Source organism: Actinomycetota bacterium (genome assembly GCA_041658565.1).
In the GTDB taxonomy this organism is placed as follows: Bacteria; Actinomycetota; AC-67; order AC-67; family AC-67; genus JBAZZY01.
In genome coordinates this window covers 330,357-347,636 of record JBAZZY010000001.1, presented here as the reverse complement: position 1 = coordinate 347,636, position 17,280 = coordinate 330,357, and the positions used below count along the sequence as shown (strand labels likewise).

The 17,280-nt window shown below is 65.2% G+C and carries 17 protein-coding genes; 12 read left to right on the top strand and 5 right to left on the bottom strand.

Annotated elements, in window-relative coordinates:
• Window positions 1-356: 356 nt before the first annotated feature.
• The 4 genes from WDA27_01810 (at window position 357) to WDA27_01795 (ending at window position 4,378) form a co-directional block, all read left to right on the top strand.
• Window positions 357-1,289 carry an ABC transporter ATP-binding protein gene (locus WDA27_01810; GenBank protein ID MFA5889682.1) on the top strand — a complete coding sequence of 311 codons (933 nt, stop codon included), beginning with the start codon at window positions 357-359 and terminating at the stop codon, window positions 1,287-1,289.
• On the top strand, window positions 1,283-2,284 hold the full coding sequence (locus WDA27_01805; GenBank protein ID MFA5889681.1) for a hypothetical protein: 1,002 nt from the start codon (window positions 1,283-1,285) through the stop codon (window positions 2,282-2,284). The genes WDA27_01810 and WDA27_01805 overlap by 7 nt, the downstream gene beginning before the upstream one ends.
• A gap of 328 nt (window positions 2,285-2,612) precedes the next feature.
• A complete protein-coding gene (locus tag WDA27_01800; GenBank protein ID MFA5889680.1) occupies window positions 2,613-2,975 on the top strand; it encodes a hypothetical protein in 363 nt (120 codons plus the stop codon).
• A gap of 95 nt (window positions 2,976-3,070) precedes the next feature.
• Window positions 3,071-4,378 carry an HD-GYP domain-containing protein gene (locus WDA27_01795; protein MFA5889679.1) on the top strand — a complete coding sequence of 436 codons (1,308 nt, stop codon included), beginning with the start codon at window positions 3,071-3,073 and terminating at the stop codon, window positions 4,376-4,378.
• 13 nt (window positions 4,379-4,391) lie between these two features.
• On the opposite strand, the gene WDA27_01790 is transcribed toward WDA27_01795, so the two are convergent.
• The 3 genes from WDA27_01790 to WDA27_01780 form a co-directional block, all read right to left on the bottom strand.
• Complete coding sequence (locus WDA27_01790; protein MFA5889678.1) at window positions 4,392-5,441, bottom strand: sigma-70 family RNA polymerase sigma factor; 1,050 nt, start codon at window positions 5,439-5,441, stop codon at window positions 4,392-4,394.
• 115 nt (window positions 5,442-5,556) lie between these two features.
• Window positions 5,557-7,617 carry a thioredoxin domain-containing protein gene (locus tag WDA27_01785; protein ID MFA5889677.1) on the bottom strand — a complete coding sequence of 687 codons (2,061 nt, stop codon included), beginning with the start codon at window positions 7,615-7,617 and terminating at the stop codon, window positions 5,557-5,559.
• A 20-nt stretch (window positions 7,618-7,637) separates the two neighbouring features.
• On the bottom strand, window positions 7,638-8,882 hold the full coding sequence (locus tag WDA27_01780; GenBank protein MFA5889676.1) for an MFS transporter: 1,245 nt from the start codon (window positions 8,880-8,882) through the stop codon (window positions 7,638-7,640).
• A gap of 66 nt (window positions 8,883-8,948) precedes the next feature.
• On the opposite strand from WDA27_01780, the gene WDA27_01775 reads away from it, so the two are divergent.
• Both WDA27_01775 and WDA27_01770 read left to right on the top strand, forming a co-directional pair.
• Window positions 8,949-9,416 (top strand): hypothetical protein, encoded by a 468-nt coding sequence (locus WDA27_01775; protein ID MFA5889675.1) that lies wholly within the window; start codon window positions 8,949-8,951, stop codon window positions 9,414-9,416.
• Entirely contained in the window at window positions 9,409-10,320 is a 912-nt protein-coding gene (locus WDA27_01770; GenBank protein MFA5889674.1) for a prenyltransferase, read from the top strand. The genes WDA27_01775 and WDA27_01770 overlap by 8 nt, the downstream gene beginning before the upstream one ends.
• On the opposite strand, the gene WDA27_01765 is transcribed toward WDA27_01770, so the two are convergent.
• The gene (locus WDA27_01765; protein MFA5889673.1) at window positions 10,291-10,674 is read right to left on the bottom strand and encodes a DUF309 domain-containing protein; all 384 of its coding nucleotides are present in this window, start codon (window positions 10,672-10,674) and stop codon (window positions 10,291-10,293) included. The two genes, WDA27_01770 and WDA27_01765, sit on opposite strands and share 30 nt — an antisense overlap.
• A 212-nt stretch (window positions 10,675-10,886) precedes the next feature.
• On the opposite strand from WDA27_01765, the gene WDA27_01760 reads away from it, so the two are divergent.
• A complete protein-coding gene (locus WDA27_01760; protein ID MFA5889672.1) occupies window positions 10,887-11,339 on the top strand; it encodes a hypothetical protein in 453 nt (150 codons plus the stop codon).
• 5 nt (window positions 11,340-11,344) lie between these two features.
• Here the strand turns inward: WDA27_01760 and WDA27_01755 are convergent, their stop codons facing one another.
• On the bottom strand, window positions 11,345-12,085 hold the full coding sequence (locus WDA27_01755) for an HAD family hydrolase (GenBank protein ID MFA5889671.1): 741 nt from the start codon (window positions 12,083-12,085) through the stop codon (window positions 11,345-11,347).
• Window positions 12,086-12,117: 32 nt separating this feature from the next.
• Here WDA27_01755 and WDA27_01750 point away from each other — a divergent pair, with 32 nt between their 5' ends.
• From WDA27_01750 to WDA27_01730, 5 genes are all read left to right on the top strand, one after another.
• Window positions 12,118-12,582, top strand: coding sequence for an SRPBCC family protein (locus WDA27_01750; GenBank protein ID MFA5889670.1), 465 nt, complete (start codon window positions 12,118-12,120; stop codon window positions 12,580-12,582).
• Window positions 12,583-12,653: 71 nt separating this feature from the next.
• Window positions 12,654-13,850: a TRC40/GET3/ArsA family transport-energizing ATPase gene (locus tag WDA27_01745; protein ID MFA5889669.1), complete on the top strand. Its 1,197-nt coding sequence runs from the start codon at window positions 12,654-12,656 to the stop codon at window positions 13,848-13,850.
• Window positions 13,851-14,099 (top strand): DUF5304 family protein, encoded by a 249-nt coding sequence (locus WDA27_01740; protein ID MFA5889668.1) that lies wholly within the window; start codon window positions 13,851-13,853, stop codon window positions 14,097-14,099. It abuts the gene before it with no gap.
• Between the two features lie 2 nt (window positions 14,100-14,101).
• Complete coding sequence (locus WDA27_01735) at window positions 14,102-15,067, top strand: ROK family glucokinase (GenBank protein ID MFA5889667.1); 966 nt, start codon at window positions 14,102-14,104, stop codon at window positions 15,065-15,067.
• A 31-nt stretch (window positions 15,068-15,098) separates the two neighbouring features.
• The gene (locus WDA27_01730; protein MFA5889666.1) at window positions 15,099-17,273 is read left to right on the top strand and encodes a heavy metal translocating P-type ATPase; all 2,175 of its coding nucleotides are present in this window, start codon (window positions 15,099-15,101) and stop codon (window positions 17,271-17,273) included.
• Window positions 17,274-17,280: the final 7 nt, after the last annotated feature.

Genomic DNA, 17,280 nt, shown 5'->3' with positions numbered 1-17,280 from the left:
TAGCGAGAGTGGGTTGGTGAATGTTCGGGTAACGCTACAGCGCCAGGGGATCCTGATCTTCTGGCATAACTTGGCGGTGATCGCGGACGCGCAACCGTTCGAGGAGGGGCAAGGAACAGCAGAGGCTCAAATGGAATGGTCCTGTGCGAGCGACACGACGTATACGTATAGGAACGTAGCTGACGGTAATGGGGCCGACGAGAACGCGAATAGAGATGAGGACACCGACACGTCCGGGAGTTCACGCTGGGCTTGTCCTGCAGTCCGCTCCACTTCTCCTCGGTGATTGCGGGTGCGGCGTCCAGCGGGACCTGCTCGCCTGCTGAGAGAGGGCCTTTGAGGGCGAGCATCATCCGATGACGGTTGCCGCGATTGAGCTTCGGGACATCGCGAAGACCTATGGGCCGCGTGCGCGCATTGGACCGGTGTCCTTGGTTGTTCCTGCGGGAGTCGTGTTTGGGTTCCTCGGACCTAACGGCGCCGGGAAGTCCACTGTGATCAGGCTGTGTGCCGGTCTGCTGAAAGCGGACGGCGGAAGCGCACTGATCGGCGGCCGGCCGCTCGCGGAGGCGCTTCGCTCGCGGCGGGTCGGGTTCATGTTGGAGGGCCAGGCGTTCTTTTCTCACCTGAGCGCGCGCGAGAACCTCCTCATGCTCGCGAAGATGCACGCTGCCGTGCCTGTGGGTCGCGTGGACGGCGTTCTGGACCTTGTCGAGTTGTCGTCGCGGTCTCGCGAGCGAGTGGGAGGCTACTCGCTGGGAATGAAGCAGCGTCTGTCGCTGGCCTCTGCGCTCTTGGCCGATCCGGACGTGTTGATTCTGGACGAGCCCTCCAACGGATTGGATCCGCCGGGGCTTCGGCTCGTTCGTAACATCCTGGAGTCGCGCGCGCGCGCGGGGTGCACGATCTTCCTTTCCAGCCACAACCTGACCGAGGTCGAGCGCGTGTGTTCTCACGTCGCGTTCATTCGGCGGGGCGCGCTTGTCTATCAGGGAGAGGTTGCCGAGTTGCTCTCCGGCTCGGCCGCCGTGTGCGTCGTCGCGTCGGATTTCGAGGCCGTGCGAGACGTTCTGTCCGGCGCCGGTCTTTCCGTTCGCGTGGACGGCGGAGCGGCTCGGGTCGAGGGGGCTGCGCCGGCGGAGGTGTGCCGCATTCTTGCCGGCGGGGGGATCTTCCCGGAACACATCAGTGCGGTTTCGGAGTCCCTGGAGGAGGCGTTCATTCGGTTGGTCGGCGGCCGGTCGGGTGATCCGGGCCCGCGGGAAGACGTGGGGGAGCCGACGTGTTGAACGAGGCCGTACGCCGACGTTCAGTGTGGCTACTCACCGGCGCGTTTCTCGTCGTGCTCGGAGGACTGGCGTTCAGCTCCTACTCAGACTTGAGGATGCAGCGTCACTTTCGGGATCTGGCGCGCACGACGACCCGTATCAGCGCGGGCATGGGGGTCTGCGACTCGGGGATGTGTTACCACCCTGGCTTCGGTTTGGATCCGGGCAAAGTTCGAGACCTTCCCGTTTCTGCTCTCCGGGTCGTTTTCTCGGATGAGTTCGATCAGTTGATCGCCGTGTCCGAGCGGCGACTCGCTCCCCTCCAGGCCGCCGCCGGGCGAGCGCGAACCACCGGGTCCGCCGTCGGAGTCGTGTGGGCGGTATTGGTAGGCGCCGTTCTCGCGGGCAGGGACTGGACAGGCCGAACCTGGCCGACCGTCCTTGTTCACATGCCGGATCGGGGTCGCGCATACCTCGCCCGACTCCGGAGCATCCTCACTGTGGTCGGCGGTGTGTACGTCTGCGCGCAGGTGCTTCTGGCCGCCGAGGACTGGGTTCTCCGAATCGCGCTGGATGTAGGCGGCGCAGGACGGCTCGGAGTGCGCGCATACGCGGGGGACGTCGTGGCGGGACTTGTCGTTGTCCTGGTGTACGCGTGTCTCGCGGCGTTGTCCGCGACGGTAGGGAGATCGGCCGTTGCCGGACTGGCGATGCCTTTGCTGCTCCTTCTCGGCGACGGGCTGCTGACGCGCGGCGCGGGTTTCTTTCGCTACGTGCTGCCGGCGCAATCGGTCGCCAGCCTGTTCCACGATGCTGCCGGGCGTGCGGGGCCTGCAATCTGGTGGCCGCTGAGTCGATACACGACCTGCGGGCCGCCGGTCGGCTGTCGGGAGTTCGAAGTGGCGGCCTTCCGCGCGTCTCACTCATTCGTCGTCCTCGGGGTCTGGGTCGCGCTGGCGGCGTGGCTCGGGATCGTGACGATGCGGAACCGCGACGTCCCTGCGGGGACGCTGTAGCCGGGCGCGCGGGTGGACCGGCGTCGGATGCGCGCTCGATCGCGCGCGGGGATTCCAGGCGGCGCGCCCATGGGGGCCGGGTCCTCGACGCCGCCCTGTGCAGGCCCTGTCCACCTTGGACATGTGATCTGCATGTGATCCTGGGGTGACTGCGGGTCGCACAAGAACCGGAACGTGGGAGACACTGCTTGCATACGTCCTGGGTTGCGCAACGACCCGGACATCTACCTTGTGTCCGATTTCCGTATTCAAATCCGTACTTTGCACGGTTTTTCCCGGTCGGTCCGCCCCATACCCTTTGCCCAAGTAAATCGCCAAAGGGGACGGCATGGAGCGCAAGGATCACTGGGATGGCCTGGAAGGGCTCTCGCCGGTTGCGCCCGGCCCCTCGGACTCCTCGGCACGTCCGGCTCGGCCCCAGCAGGGGCCCTCGCTGCGTTGGCCCGAATGGGGGCCAGCCATTCTTCCCGCCCCCTGGTGGGAGGATGCCGCCTACCCGTGTGTCTCCATTCGGGCCATCCGGCGAGTTGTCGACACCGAACCGGCAGAAAGCGCCGGTCGCCGCATCGAAGACCGTTTCTGGGGGAAAACCGCTGGCGGGGGAGGTGTAACCACTATGGCGCGCATCCTGGGAGTGCTGTCCGCACTCGCGTCCTTGTTCCTGATCGCAGGAGCATCGGCGAAGTACTAAACGTTCGGCTCGGCAAAGCCGACAAGTTACGCAGTGGGGAGGCTTGGGCCCTCGGTCCAGGCCCTCCTGCCGTCTAGGGCTTGCCGAGGTCGAACATGCGGGATTTCCCGATTCGTGCGTGGTTGTACTCCACCGCTGTGGCTGTTGCCGCAGGAGTTCTGGTGGTGTTTCTCGCTCGCGACTCGGTGCGCTTCGGCTCCGCGGTCGGCTTTGGGTTGCTGTTCCTTCTCGCCGAATTGGCGCCGATCAACTTCCCCCAGGTCACGTACTCGGTCAGCTTCGTGGTCGCCGTCGCGGCGCTTACCGGCGTCGGGCCCGCGGAGGCGGCAATCGCAGCCTCGTTTGGGGCGTTCGATTTGAGTGTTCGGAGCCGTCCCGACTGGCTTGGGCGCATGTTCTTCAACGGAGCCCAACTGACGCTGTCGACGGCGGTCGCCGGGATCGCGTACCGGACAATGCGAGGGCCCGGAGCTGATCTCAATGCCGCGGCTTTCCCGGGCATCTTGATTCCCCTGTGCGTAGTTTCCGCTGCTTACTTTCTTGTCAACACCGGACTTGTCGCAGGGATGGTCGCGCTTGTACGGCGTCTGCCCATGCGCGAAGTCTGGCGCGAGAACTTCTTGTCTATCGTCGCCAGCACCTTCGCCTTCGCGGTCCTGGGCGTGCTCCTCGCGGTGCTGTACGTGCAGATGGGGCTTGCGGCGGTCGTGTTCATTCTGGTTCCCCTTTTGGTGGCGCGTAGCGCGTTCCAGGCGGCTGCGAGCATGGGGGAGGCGTACGAGGCGACACTGCGCAGTCTCGTCGCGGCGATCGAGGCCAAGGATGCGTACACGCGTGGACATGCCGAACGCGTGAGTGCGGTCACCACGATGATCGCGACGGAGATGCGGATGTCGCGGACCGAGGTTCATGCACTGCGTATCGCTGCCTTGATGCACGACGTGGGGAAGCTCGTCGTTTCGACCCGGATCCTGACCAAGCCGGGAAAGCTGACCGATGAGGAGTACGAGCATATGAAGGCGCACCCGGTATACGGGCGCGAGATCGTCGACGATATTGACTTCCTTCGGGAGAGCGAAGCCGTTTTTGCCGTGCGTCACCACCACGAGAGAATCGACGGCCGAGGGTATCCCGATGGGATTGCGGGCAGTGCGATCCCGCTCGCGGCCCGTATCGTGGCTGCCGCCGACGCGTTCGATTCAATGACATCGACGCGCAGTTACAGGCTTGCTCGCGGCCCGGAAGAGGCATTGATTGAACTGCGTCGCTGCGAGGGAACTCAGTTCGATCCGGACGTCGTTCGGGCGCTGGAGCGGGCGATCGAGCGGCGGGGGTGGGTGCCTACGGTGGAGTATCCCGGCGAGCCGACTGTAGTGCTGGTTCCAGAAGTCGCTCGGGCGTAAGGGCGGTTCGGAATCAGGTTTCGGTTCGCAGCGCCGCCGAACGTGACGGGTGGCGCAACTTGGCCAGCGCTTTGGCTTCCAGTTGGCGGATGCGCTCACGGGTCAGACCGAACCGACGGCCGACTTCTTCCAGGGTCAGTGGTTCTTCACCGGTGAGGCCGAAGCGAAGTCGCAAGATCATCTGTTCGCGCTCGGTCAGCGTCGACATGACGCGGTCGAGTTCCTCGCGACCGATTCCCGATAGGACGTCGTCGAACTGTGTGTTCGCGGCCTCGTCGGGGACGAATTCCCCAAGGGTCGCCTCGCCGGCCTCGCCGACCGGGGTCTCCAGAGACAGCAAGTTCGCAGCAAGGCCGCGTAGTTCACGCACGCGCGCCAGGGGAAGGCGCGCGGCCTTGGCGACCTCTTCGTCCGTGGCTTCACGGCCGAGTTGGGCTTCGAGTTCGCTTCGCGCGCGCCGAACCCGAACCAGCAACTCATGCACGTGCACGGGAAGACGGATGGCTCGGCCGCGGTCGGCGATGCCGCGCTGGATCGCCTGGCGGATCCACCAGGTGGCGTACGTCGAGAACTTGAAGCCCTTTCGCCACTCAAACTTGTCCACCGCGCGCATCAGGCCGATGTTGCCCTCTTGCACAAGGTCGAGCAGGGGGATGCCTGTTGCGCGATAGCGGCGCGCGATCGAAACGACCAGTCGCAGGTTGGCCTGGACCATGTCGTGCTTTGCGGAGGCTCCGTCTCGCGCCAGCATCTCAAGCTGGCGGCGCTTGGTCGGCGTGAGGCTCTCGCCTTTTTCGAGGCGCTTATCGGATTTCATCCCAGCCTCGATGCGTTTGGCGAGTTCGACCTCCTGCGCCGCAGTCAGCAGGGGGTAGCGGCCGATCTCGCGCAGGTAGGTTCCGAGCGCGTCGAGATCGCCGAGTCGCTCGGCTTCTTCCGGCCTCAGAGGGGTTTCGTCTTCAGCCTGCGCGAGTTGCTCGGCGGCTTCCGCCAGCAATTCTGCGTCGTCGAGATCGAGATCCTCATCCCGGTCGGACGGCGGTCCGTCGTCGCTTTGTGCCACTAGTTGCGTGTCACACCTTTCTGCCCCGCTAGATTCCTTAACGTTTTTGGGGCCCGGCTATTCCCTGCGCGGCAACGATACTAAAGGCCGGAGGCTCAGAAGGCGACCTGAAGGGTTACCTTCGACCCTCGGACCTGCCGGTTTGCCCCACGAGTTCCTTTCGCAGCGCGGCCGATTCGGTCGCAGGGGCGTTGCATGCGAAGTCGCGGCAGACGTACGCGGCGGCTCGTCCGTCGTGCTCTGTCCGGCCCCGCAGGAGCGCCGGCTCGGTAGATCCTTGGGGTCCAGCAGCGAGCGCGTCGTCGGGGCCGCAGGCGCTCCATGCGGTCTTGATCAGTTCGCGAGTCCCGGATGCGGCGAGGTCGCCGACGATGGCGATCTCGATCGATCCACGCGCGTACCGGTCCAGGGCGCACAAGGCGCTGCCGAATCCAAGCGGTGATCGCCGTGCGTGCTCCGCGACCGCACGCAGATAAGGCGCGGCCGCCTCCTCAAAGGTTCTGTCGCCCGAGAGCGCGGTGATTCGAAGCAGCACGCCGGCGGCCGCCGAGTTTCCGCAGGCCACGGCTCCGTCGACGAGATCCTTGGGCCGCACCAACAGCGTCGGCACGTCGGATCCGGTGTCGTAGAACCCAGCCCCCTCGTGGTCTGCGAACAACGCTAAGAGGTCGCGCGCGAGCCCGAGGGCTTCATCCCACCATCGGGGGTCGAAGGTCGTCTCGTAGAGCGTCAGGCAGCCGTCGGCCATCATGGCGTAGTCCTCCAGATAGGCGGGACCGCTGGTGCGTCCGCCTCTCCAGGATCGGCATAGCCGGCCGTCCGGGGTCCGCATCCGCGTCAGGACAAAGTCCGCCGCCCCCGCTGCGGCCTGGATGAAGTCGGCGCGCGCCAAGGTGCGTCCGGCTTCGGCAAGCCCTGCGATCGCCAGGCCGTTCCATCCCGCGAGCACTTTGTCGTCGGTGGCGGGTCGCGCCCGGTCTCTTCGTGCCTCGAATAGCCGATGTGAGGCACGGGCAATCGCTGCGCGTACCTCCTCAACGGTGGTAGACGTCTGCGCAGCGATTTCTTCGTCGGTATGGGGTCGCCACAAGACGTTGGTCTTCTCCCAATTTCCGTTCCCGGCCGCAGCAAACGCCGCGATCGCAAGCGGCATATCGTCGCCTGCCGATGCAATCAGTTCCTCGTACGGCCAAACGTAGTACCGGCCTTCCACTCCCTCGGAATCGGCGTCCAGACTTGAGGAGAAGCCGCCCTCGGACTGCCGCATCTCCCGAAGCAGGAATGTGCCGGTGGATGCCGCGGTCCGGCGAAACTCCTCCGATTCGAAGGCCTGCCAGGCGCGCGCGTAGAGACGCAGCAGCAGGGCGTTGTCGTACAGCATTTTCTCGAAGTGCGGCACGAGCCAGACGCGATCGACCGAATAGCGATGGAATCCGCCGCCGAGCTGGTCGAATATTCCCCCACGGGCCATCCGGTCGAGCGTCAGCCTAAGCGCTTCGCGCGCGCCCGGAATCCGATCGCGCATGCGCAGCAGGAACTCCAGCGCCGAGGCCTGCGGAAACTTCATCCCGGTTCCGAATCCGCCCCACTCGGAATCGTGGGACTCCAGCATCGTTCGCGCGGCATCTTGGGTGATCTGGGGATCGGGTTCGTCGTCGCGCGCCGGCAGCGCCTGCGCCAGGTGCGCGGTTAACTCCTCGCTGCGGGACTCCAGATCCTGTCGACGGTTGACCCAGGAATCCCGGATGGCCTCCATGACGCGACGGAAAGATGGAATGCCGTGGCGATCGTCGGGAGGGAAGTACGTTCCGGCGAAAAACGGTCTAGCCTGCGGCGTGCAGAACACGGTCATCGGCCACCCGCCGCGTCCTGTGAGGGCTTGGACCGCGGCCATGTACACGGCATCGATGTCGGGCCGTTCCTCTCGATCCACCTTGACGCACACGAACCACTCGTTCATCACGCGCGCGATTTCGGCGTCCTGGAAGGACTCGCGCTCCATCACGTGACACCAGTGACAAGCGGCGTACCCAATCGACACGAGCAATGGTTTGTCCTGCGCGGCGGCGAGCGCCAACGCCTCGTCTCCCCAGGGATGCCAGTCCACGGGGTTGAGTGCGTGCTGCAGCAAGTACGGGCTCGTCTCATCGATGAGCTGGTTGGGTGTTGTCGCCATTCAGTCGGACTCCGGGTGAGTTACTCAGGCCAAGTCCCGCGCGTGAGCGCGGTCCACGCTGCCGTCCACACTACGCCCAGAGAAGCCAGCCCGAGCACCACGGGACGCGTTCCGTAGCGTCCCGCGAGGAAACCCGCGCCAACCATCGACGCGCCGATGGTGAGCGAAATCAGGCTGTAATCGGCCGCGAACACCCGGCCGCGGATTGCGTCCGGCGAGTATCTCTGCAATCCGAGCGTGGACAGAGTCCACTGGGCGCCGCCGCCCAGGTGCGCAACGAAGGCTCCGGCGGCAGCGACCCACAGCGTCGGAGCGAGGCCGAACAAGACATATCCGCCACCGAAGACGCTGAACGCGATAGCGATGCTGCGGAACAAGTTCCGACCGTGCGTGCCGAACAACCGACGGAACAAGAACGGGCCGATCAGTGCGCCGGCTCCTCGCGCGCTCATCAGCAGTCCGATTCCTCGGTCGCCCGAACTAAATACTTCCGTCGCCATAACTGCGATCAGCGCCAGAACGCCGCCGGCCAGTCCGAAGCCGGCCTTGACGATCAGCAACGATCCGACGTGCCGCTCTCGGCGCGCGAATTGCAGCATTTCGGCGAAGCCGCTCAGGAATTGCGGCCGGCCCTCGGGTCTGGATGCCCGCGACTGGAAGCGCACGGTGATCGAGGCGAGAAGTGAGGCTGAAATCAGAAAGGACAGCGCATCGCCGATGAACGCCGCGTCGCGCCCGAGCGTTGCGGTGACTGCGCCGCCGATCGCGGCGCCCACGGCGAGCATCGTTCCCCACGCGGATCCCATGAGCACGTTGGCCGCGGGGAGGTCTTCTTCGCGAACGAGATTGGGGAGTGCCGCGGACGAGGCCGGATCGAAGAATGCGGCCAGCAGGGACATCGATCCCATGCAGACGAAGGCAATCCACAAAGTGTTCGTCGAGTTAACGAACAGCAGTCCCAGCGCGAGCAGCGCGCGCGCGACGTCGGCGATGATCATCACCGCCCGGCGATCGAAGTGGTCGGCGACTACGCCGGCAAACGGGCTGGCCAGCGCCGTCGGCAGCATCTGCGTCGTGAGCAGCAGTGCCGCGATCGAGGGCTGATGAGTCAACTCCAGAACAAGGCCTTGCAGAGCCACGGTTGCGAACCAGTCGCCGCCGAACGAAACCAATTGAGCGCCGTACGCGCGGGCGAAGGCCGGATTACGGCGCAAAAGGGCCGTGAACTCACCACGGCGCGCGTGATTAGGTTCGGCGCGTTTCACTGCCGCGCATCCTAGCTTTGGACATCAGGCGTTGCCGCGGCCGCGACCTGCCGTTAGCCTGCTGGCATGGCAGACGATCTAACCCCAAGTGAAGTTGAGGCGTCGGAGCGCGTCGAGGCTGCGAAGGGGATCTTCGACTCGCACACGACGATGTCCATCGCGATGAATCGTGACGGTGAGCCGTGGGTCGGGAAGGCGTTCTTCGTCGAGGACGAGCCGACCGCAGGCGCGCTTGATATCTGTTGCGCCCTCGTGTTGGACGCGCGCAAGCTCGAGATGACCCGTCGGTCCCCGCGCGCATCCTTCATCGTCGCCGGCGACGTGCCGGATCGCTGGATTCAAGGTGCCGGCACCGTGAGGATTGCGGACGCTGAGGACGCCGTGGAGATCCTGGATTGCCTCCGCCGGAAGACGGGTGCCGCGGGGGAGTTCCTCGAACGGTTCGACTCGACTCCGGTGCGCATCCGCGTCGATCGGCTGCGCGTCACCGACCTTACGGCAACTCCGCCGGTCACCGAGTTCACCTTTGGTTGATCTCGCGGTGCTCGGTCGCGCGACTCGCGCGAAGACTCTGCCGGTGATGCTGTCCCCGGTGGTCGTGGGGGCGGCCCTGGCGTGGCAGCGAGGCGCCGCGTACGCGTGGGGGTGGTTCGGCGTGACCCTTGCCGGGGCTGCTGCGTTTCACCTGGCAGCCAACGTCGTCAACGACTACTTCGACGCACGGTCGGGCGTGGACAAGCTGGCGCGCATCGACCGCACCGCGATTGCGACCGGTTCCGGCCTGATTGAGAGCGGGCAAGTGAGCGCGCGTGGGATGCTGGGACTTGCCGCGTTGCTCGCCGCCGCGGCGTTGGCCACCGGCGCCGTGATCGCCGTCGCGCGCGGCGTAGCCGTGCTGGCGATCGGTTCGACGGGAGCTGTTCTGGCCTGGCAGTACTTCGCGCCTCCCTTGCGGTACGGCTATCGAGGTAAGGGGCTCGGGGAACTGGGCATCTTCGTAGGGTTTGGGGTGCTGCCCGTGGTGGGTTCGTACTACGTCCAGACGGGGCGCATTGACGCGGTGGCCGTATGGGCGGGCATCGTTCCCGGCATGCTGACGACACTGGTCGTGTTCCATCACAACTTCCTGCATTGGCGTGCCGACAAGGCTGTTAGGAAGATGACCCCGGTGGCAGTGCTTGGACCGGAGAAGGCGTTGCTGATTTCTGCCGGTGCGATTGTCGCGGTTTATGTTGCGCTGACGCTCGAGGTTGCCTTCGGGATCTTCCCGATGTACGGACTCCTCGCGCTGGTGACCGCGCTCCCGTTGGGCGGCTCGTGGTCTCGCGCGTTCCGGGACCCGACGCTTCAGCGATCTTTGAACCTGCTGGGAGCCACGTTGGGAACCAGCTTTCTGGTCGGTGTCGTCTTAACGCTCGCGCTCATCGCTGCCCGCTGAGGCGGCTTCTTGGCGATCGGCGGCAATCGTGGGAAAGGTGATCTGCGCGTGGGGCCCATCGCGCTCGATAGTGTCGGCCGCGTTGTGTGCGTCGGCTGCGAGTCGTGCGACCGGGAATCTCAGGAACTCGGGTGGATAGCCCTGGAGTCTTGCCGCTCCACGCCGCAGAAGCGTCACTGCGCCGACGAGATTGTTCCGCTGGAAGTGCGTGAATCCGACGGCGATCTGCGTGATTCCCTGCCAGAATTCCCGTTCGGTGGCGGGAGACGGGTGCCAGGCGGTCTCCCAAGCTTCGTGTGCGTCGAAGAACTGCTGCGCATCGAAGTGCTCCACGCCGATCCGCAGAAGTTCCAAGGGATCGTCGGGCAGAGGTCGAGCGTCGTGCTCGTTCGGGGAGCCGCGAGGGAGCGGACGGCCGAGGCGATCTCTCGGCCGAGCACTTTGCGCCCGGCCTGTGCGGTCACGGTCTCGTTCGCCGGCGCCGACCATGTCGGGTCGATCCTACCGCCACGGGGCGTCACCAGGCAGAGGGTACTTCGGGCTGATGCCTCATCTATACTCGCGCCGTGCGAATGAGCAGTACCGACGAAGTATTCATCACCGCGCCGTTGGAAGACGTGCAGCGCGCGCTGCTGCAACTCGGCGCAGGGGATCCTTGGTGGCCGCGCGCGCGCGTGCAGACCAACGGCGGCCGCCTGAGTCTGGACGCTCCGGCAGGGCGTCGCTTCGCTCGAGTGAAGTTCGCCGCAGCGATCTCCAACATCCGTCCTCGCGAAGGGCTTACGTGGACGCTCGAACGGGGCGAACTTCGGGGACGGGGGGAGTGGTGGATGGAGTCCTTCAAGAACGGGACGATCGTGCACTACTACCTCGACGTCGAGCCGGGCGATCGCGGACGGTTCCGCCGTCCGTCTTCACGCGTGCGGCGTCATCGGTGGGCGATCCGGCTGGGGATCAATGGGCTGAAGGACTTTCTCGAACTTCGGGCGCGCGCGGGAGCCGGAGCGCTCTCGTCGTGACGGTTCTAGACCCAGGACTCGATCAGCGCGGGTAGTTCGGATATCCGCTCGATCACTGCGTCGGGCTGGATGTCGTCGTCCGGTTCCTCGCTGCGATACTGACGAGTGAGGACGGCCCGCATTCCGACCGCGTGCGCGCCGGCTATGTCGTCCACCAGGCGGTCCCCGACGAACACGGCTTCGTCCGGTTGGACTCCGATCGCGTCGAGCACGTAGTGAAAGATCTTCGGTCGCGGCTTGCGCACGCCGAGTTCGCTGGAGAACCCGATCCCGTCGAACAGAGGCCGAAGTCCGAAGTTCTCGAGGTCGCGGTACAGCAACTCAGGCAACTGCGACACGTTCGACACCAGACCGATGCGAAGGCCCTTCTTCCGCAGTTGTTGGATGACTTCGACGGTCTCAGGCTCGATTCGCACCGACTTCACGAGCGCTTCGTGATCCAACTCCGCCACTTCGCGCAGTAGCTCCTCGGGCAGGCGATAGCCCAGCGCCGAGAATGCGTCGTCGAACAACTCGATGATGTCCAGTTCCTCGAGTTTGCGTTGCTGGTAGGAGCGCTCGACCATCCGGTCGATCTCGTCGGCGATGCGTTCGACCAGCTCATCGATCTCGGGCGGCGATCGGTCCTCCACCCAAGCGGCGAGACGGTCGCGGATAACGGAATACGCCCCGCGGAGCGCCTCTTCCGTGCGGCCGAAATCCATGAGGGTGTGGCCGAAGTCGAAAAGAATCGCTTTGATCGCCATACGGTCCAAGGATACCGGGGGTCCGTGCGAGAATGAAATCCACGAGAGGGGAGAAAGCCGTGGCCGACCGCACCGAGGGCAGCATCGTGATCCAGGCCGATCCGTCGGCCATCATGAAGGTCATTACCGACTTCGAGGCATACCCGGACTGGGCGGATTTCCAGGCGACTGAGGTTCGCGAGCGAGACGACGGGGGTCGCGCCACCCTGGTGTACTTCGAGTTGAGCGCCGGCCCGATCAACGCGCGTTATTCGCTGTCTTACAACTACCGGGATGGGAACTCGGGGATCGAGTGGAGCTTTGCCGGCGGGACAGGTGTCCGCAATATCGAGGGTGAGTACCTCTTGGAAGCCGAGGGGGCCGCAACGAAGGTTACCTACCGGACGAGCGCAGAACTTGGGATCCCGATTCCTGGATTCCTGAAGCGACAGGGGGAGAAGCGAATCATCGATACCGCGCTGAAGGGGCTCAAGAAGCGCGTAGAACGCTCGTCTTAGGCGTCGGGCGAACGGGGGAAGGCCGCGGGACTGTTGTTGGCGGGATCGGGGCGCCGGTAGAGTGGCGGCCCATGCGCATTCTGCTGTTCACAGGCAAGGGCGGCGTCGGAAAGACGACGGTCGCTGCGGCGACCGCCCTTCGAGCGGCTCGTTCCGGCCTGCGAACGTTGGTCATGTCGACGGATCCGGCGCATTCCCTTGCCGACGCCTTCGACCGCGACTTGGGCAGTGAGCCGACCAACCTCGAGCACAATCTGTGGGGTCAACAGATCGATGCGCAGAAGCGGCTCGAAGAGGGCTGGCGCGAGATCCAGGAGTACGTGCTGTCCCTGATGGACTGGGGGGGCGTGGACGCGGTTGCCGCCGAAGAGCTTTCGGTCATCCCCGGCCTCGACGAGATCTTCAGTCTGACAGACGTAAAGCGCGCCGCGGAGTCGCACCGCTACGACCTGCTCGTCGTTGACTGTGCTCCGACGGCAGAGACGCTCCGGTTGCTCAGCCTGCCGGACGCGATGAACTGGTATATCGAGCGGATCTTCCCGGTCGAGCGACGCGTGATGAAGGTTGTGCGTCCGCTGGTAACGCGCGTAACCTCGATGCCGATCGCTGACGACAAGATCTTCAGCGCGATTTCCCGATTGCACTCCTCGCTGGAGAGCGTGCACAAGCTTCTGGTTGACAAAGAGCTGACGACAGTGCGTTTGGTGGTCAACGCCGAGCGAATGGTGATCGCTGAGGCTCGCCGGACCTACACCTACCTCAGTTTGTTCGGCTACCGCGTGGATGCCGTCGTGTGTAACCGGCTGATTCCCGAGACCGTGGTGGATCCTTACTTCGCCGAATGGAAGAAGGTCCAGGGCGAGCACCTGAAGACGATCGGGGAGTCGTTCGCTCCGATCCCGGTACTGCGGGTCCCCCTCTACGACCGCGAGATGATCGGGGTCGAGTTGCTCGACCGACTCGGGGGCGATCTGTACGGGGACCAGGATCCGGCCGGCGTATTCCACGCCGACGACCCGGTTCGCATCGACAAGCAAGACGGCGGGTACGTCCTGTCGCTGCGGCTTCCGTTCGCCGGCAGGAGCGATCTCGACCTCATGCGTAAAGGCGATGACCTGTACGTCAAGGTCGGGCCATACAAGAGAACATTCATGCTTCCGAGCGCACTGACGCGCTTAGACATCGCCGGGGCGGTGTTCGAAGGTGACCGGTTGGTGGTGCGCTTCGCCCATCGTGCACCGGCGAACGCCACCGAAGGAGCTTCATAGATGTCTTTTGTCACATCCGAAGACGGCGCAACCGAGCGCCCGCACGCTCAGCATGGATGTTCATCCCCGGACTGCGTGCTGTGCCCGTTCGGTGTCGTGTTCTCCACCCTGCGTCAGACCAAACCGGAAGTCATGGAGCATCTGATGAAGGCCGGCTTCGAGTTGTTTCAGGCGTTCAAGGCGGTCGTTGACCAGCATGCGGAACGGTGGGAGCAGGCCGAGCGGTTGCAGCGCATCCCGATCCTCTGACGATGCTTACGCTCGGTATCGATGTCGGCGGCACCAAGATTGCTGCGGGCGTCGTTGACGATTCCGGGGCGGTTCTGGCACGCCGCAAGGTTCTCACCGAGGCCGGCCGGCCCGAAGCGGTAGTGGCGGGAATCGTCAAAGTGGCGGCGGAATTGCACGCGGCGGCTCCAGGCATCGCGGCCGTCGGCGTAGGTGCTGCCGGAATCGTCGATTTCCGCCGCGGAGTGGTGCTATTCGCTCCCAACATTTCGTGGCGTGATGTCCCGCTCCGCTCGATGCTGGCGGGTCGACTCGGCGTCCCGGTTGTGGTCGACAACGACGCAAACGTGGCCGCGTGGGGCGAGGCGTTTCACGGCGCGGGAGCGGGCGCCCGAGACCAGATTCTGCTGACGGTGGGCACCGGCGTCGGCGGGGGTTTCGTCCTGGGGGGCGAGTTGTACCGGGGCGCGCATGGAGCCGCCGCGGAGGTCGGACACATGGTGGTCAACGCCGGGGGACCGGTGTGCGGTTGCGGCGCGCGCGGGTGTTTGGAGGCGATGGCAAGCGGAACCGCGATCGGCCGCATCGCCCGCGAGCGCGGTGATGACCCGGCGGCCGCCGGTGTGCTGGCGCGCGCCTCAGGTGATCTCGCGGCGATTACGGGCGAGATGGTGGGGGATGCGGCCGTCGAAGGAGACCCTTTTGCGGTTTCCGTGGTTGCCGAAGCCGGGGGGTGGCTCGGAGTGGGTATCGCGAGCCTGGTCAACTTGCTCGATCCCGACGTCGTCGTCGTCGGCGGAGGCGTCGCAACAGGGGTCGGGGAACTGCTGCTCGCACCGGCGCGCGCCCGAATGCGCGGGGCCGTGATGGGGGACGAGTTTCGTAGTCATCCGCCGGTCGTTCCCGCGATGCTCGGCGACGATGCCGGCGTTATCGGGGCCGCGGCCCTCGCGCGTCAGGTGGCCTCCGGCAGGCGCGCGCCGGATTGACCGGATACCCCCTGGGGGTATACTGGGTCACGTGACAACGGGCGAGAACCTTCCGATCGAGCTTGATATCCAGGGGATGACTTGCGCGGCTTGCGCTTCCAGGATTGAAAGAGTTCTTGGGCGACAGGCCGGCGTTACATCGGCCAGTGTTAATTTCGCGACCGAGCACGCGCGCGTGGTGCTGTCCGACGCCGTGCGGGTAGAGGCCTTGATCGAGGCCGTCGAACGAGCAGGTTACGGTGCGACTCCGCGCGGGACTGCTCGAGAGATCGTGTCGCCGGAGCGCATGTACGCCCGGCGGTTGCTGGTTGCGGCGGGCCTTGCGATTCCGGCAGTCGCAATCGGGATGAGCGGCGTTCACCATCGTTGGGCGATCGCGATTGTGTGGGCCCTGGTGACGCCGGTGCAGTTCTGGGCGGGATGGCCGTTCCTCTCGAGTGCTGTGAAGAAAGCTCGAATGGGCGAGTCCAACATGGATACTCTGGTGTCGGTCGGCACGCTATCGGCGTACACCTACAGCGTGTGGTCGTTCCTGTCGGGCAGGGACGATGTCTACTTCGAGATCGCCGCCGCGGTCATCGCTTTCATCTTGCTCGGCAAGTACTTGGAGGCCGGCGCGCGCGGGCGCGCGTCGGCGGCGATCCGGGCCCTTTTGGAGTTGGGAGCCAAGGAGGCGCGGGTCTTGCGCGACGGCGCCGAGATAGTCATTCCGGCCGCCCGGATACAGGTCGGTGACCGACTTGTTATTCGCCCGGGAGAGAAGATTCCCACAGACGGAGTAGTGGTCTCGGGTGCGTCGGCCGTGGATGAGTCCATGGTGACGGGCGAGAGCGTTCCTCGCGAGAAGGTTCTCGGCGACGAGGTGATTGGTGGAACGATCAACCGGGAGGGCGCTCTCATGGTCGACGCCACGCGGATCGGCGCTGACACCGCGCTCTCGCAGATCGTTCGATTGGTGGAGGAGGCCCAGGACTCGAAGGCACCGATTCAGCGCTTAGTCGATCGCGTCGCCGGCGTGTTCGTTCCAATCGTGCTGCTGATTGCGGCGGGGACCTTCGCCGCGTGGATGTTTGCGGGGAAGCCCGTCGGGGAGGCCCTTGTTCCGACCGTCGCGGTGCTGATCGTGGCATGTCCGTGCGCGATGGGTTTGGCGACTCCGGTAGCGATCATGGTTGGAACCGGGCGCGGCGCACAGCTCGGCGTGCTGATTCGCGGCGGGGAAGTTCTCGAACGTTCACGTTCCGTGGACGTCGTGCTGCTCGACAAGACGGGAACGGTCACGCTTGGCCGGATGTCGGTGACCGATGTCGTCGTCGATACGTGGAACCACGGAGCGGCAAGCACGTCTGAGTTGCTGCGGCTCGCTGCCTCGGTTGAGGCGCTGAGTGAGCATCCCATCGCGAAGGCTGTGGTGGCGCAGGCGAACTTGGAGGGTCTCTCGATTTCGGGAGCGGAAGGGTTCGCGGCTTCGGGAGGTCGGGGCGCGCGCGGCGTGGTGGAGGGTCGCGATGTGCTCGTCGGACGTCCGGAGTTCTTGGGTGAAGCGGGCTTGATGTCGTGTACGGAGTTGGATGAGCGGCGCGCGTCGATGGAATCGCAGGGAAAGAGCGTGTTCGCAGTGGGGTGGGACCGACGGGTTCGAGGACTTATCGCCGTTGCCGACACGATCAAGCCGACGAGCCCTGGGGCCGTGCGCGCGATCGAACGGCTGGGGTTGTCGACGGTCTTGCTGACCGGTGACAACCGCGCGACGGCGGAGGCAATCGCGCGCCAGGCCGGAATCAGTGAGGTTGTGGCGGGCGTCCTTCCCGGACGCAAGGCGGAGGTCGTTCGCGAGATCCAAGCCTCGGGTCGTCGCGTGGCTATGGTCGGCGACGGAATCAACGACGCACCGGCCCTGGCGACCGCCGACCTTGGGATCGCCATCGGGAGCGGGACGGACGTGGCGATTGAGGCCAGCGACATCACCCTGGTGGGGGACGATCTGCTGGGCGTTCCGACGGCGATCCGGCTGTCGCGCCGCACGTTTCGCACTATCGTTCAGAATCTGTTCTGGGCGTTCGGCTACAACGTTCTGCTCATCCCACTGGCCGCGGCGGGGAAGGTCAACCCGATGCTCGCGGGGCTGGCGATGGCCTTCTCGAGCGTGAGTGTGGTGGCCAACGCTTTGCGGCTGAAACGGGTGAGTCCGGTGACTGGAGGATGACAATGGA

What these genes read in the sequence shown, in the direction of transcription:
- WDA27_01810 (MFA5889682.1), top strand. Translation starts at nt 357, where the DNA reads ATGACGGTTGCCGCGATTGAGCTTCGGGACATCGCGAAGACCTATGGG.
- WDA27_01800 (MFA5889680.1), top strand. Translation starts at nt 2,613, where the DNA reads ATGGAGCGCAAGGATCACTGGGATGGCCTGGAAGGGCTCTCGCCGGTT.
- WDA27_01795 (MFA5889679.1), top strand. Translation starts at nt 3,071, where the DNA reads ATGCGGGATTTCCCGATTCGTGCGTGGTTGTACTCCACCGCTGTGGCT.
- WDA27_01785 (MFA5889677.1), bottom strand. Translation starts at nt 7,617, where the DNA reads ATGGCGACAACACCCAACCAGCTCATCGATGAGACGAGCCCGTACTTG.
- WDA27_01775 (MFA5889675.1), top strand. Translation starts at nt 8,949, where the DNA reads ATGGCAGACGATCTAACCCCAAGTGAAGTTGAGGCGTCGGAGCGCGTC.
- WDA27_01755 (MFA5889671.1), bottom strand. Translation starts at nt 12,085, where the DNA reads ATGGCGATCAAAGCGATTCTTTTCGACTTCGGCCACACCCTCATGGAT.
- WDA27_01750 (MFA5889670.1), top strand. Translation starts at nt 12,118, where the DNA reads ATGAAATCCACGAGAGGGGAGAAAGCCGTGGCCGACCGCACCGAGGGC.
- WDA27_01745 (MFA5889669.1), top strand. Translation starts at nt 12,654, where the DNA reads ATGCGCATTCTGCTGTTCACAGGCAAGGGCGGCGTCGGAAAGACGACG.
- WDA27_01740 (MFA5889668.1), top strand. Translation starts at nt 13,851, where the DNA reads ATGTCTTTTGTCACATCCGAAGACGGCGCAACCGAGCGCCCGCACGCT.
- WDA27_01735 (MFA5889667.1), top strand. Translation starts at nt 14,102, where the DNA reads ATGCTTACGCTCGGTATCGATGTCGGCGGCACCAAGATTGCTGCGGGC.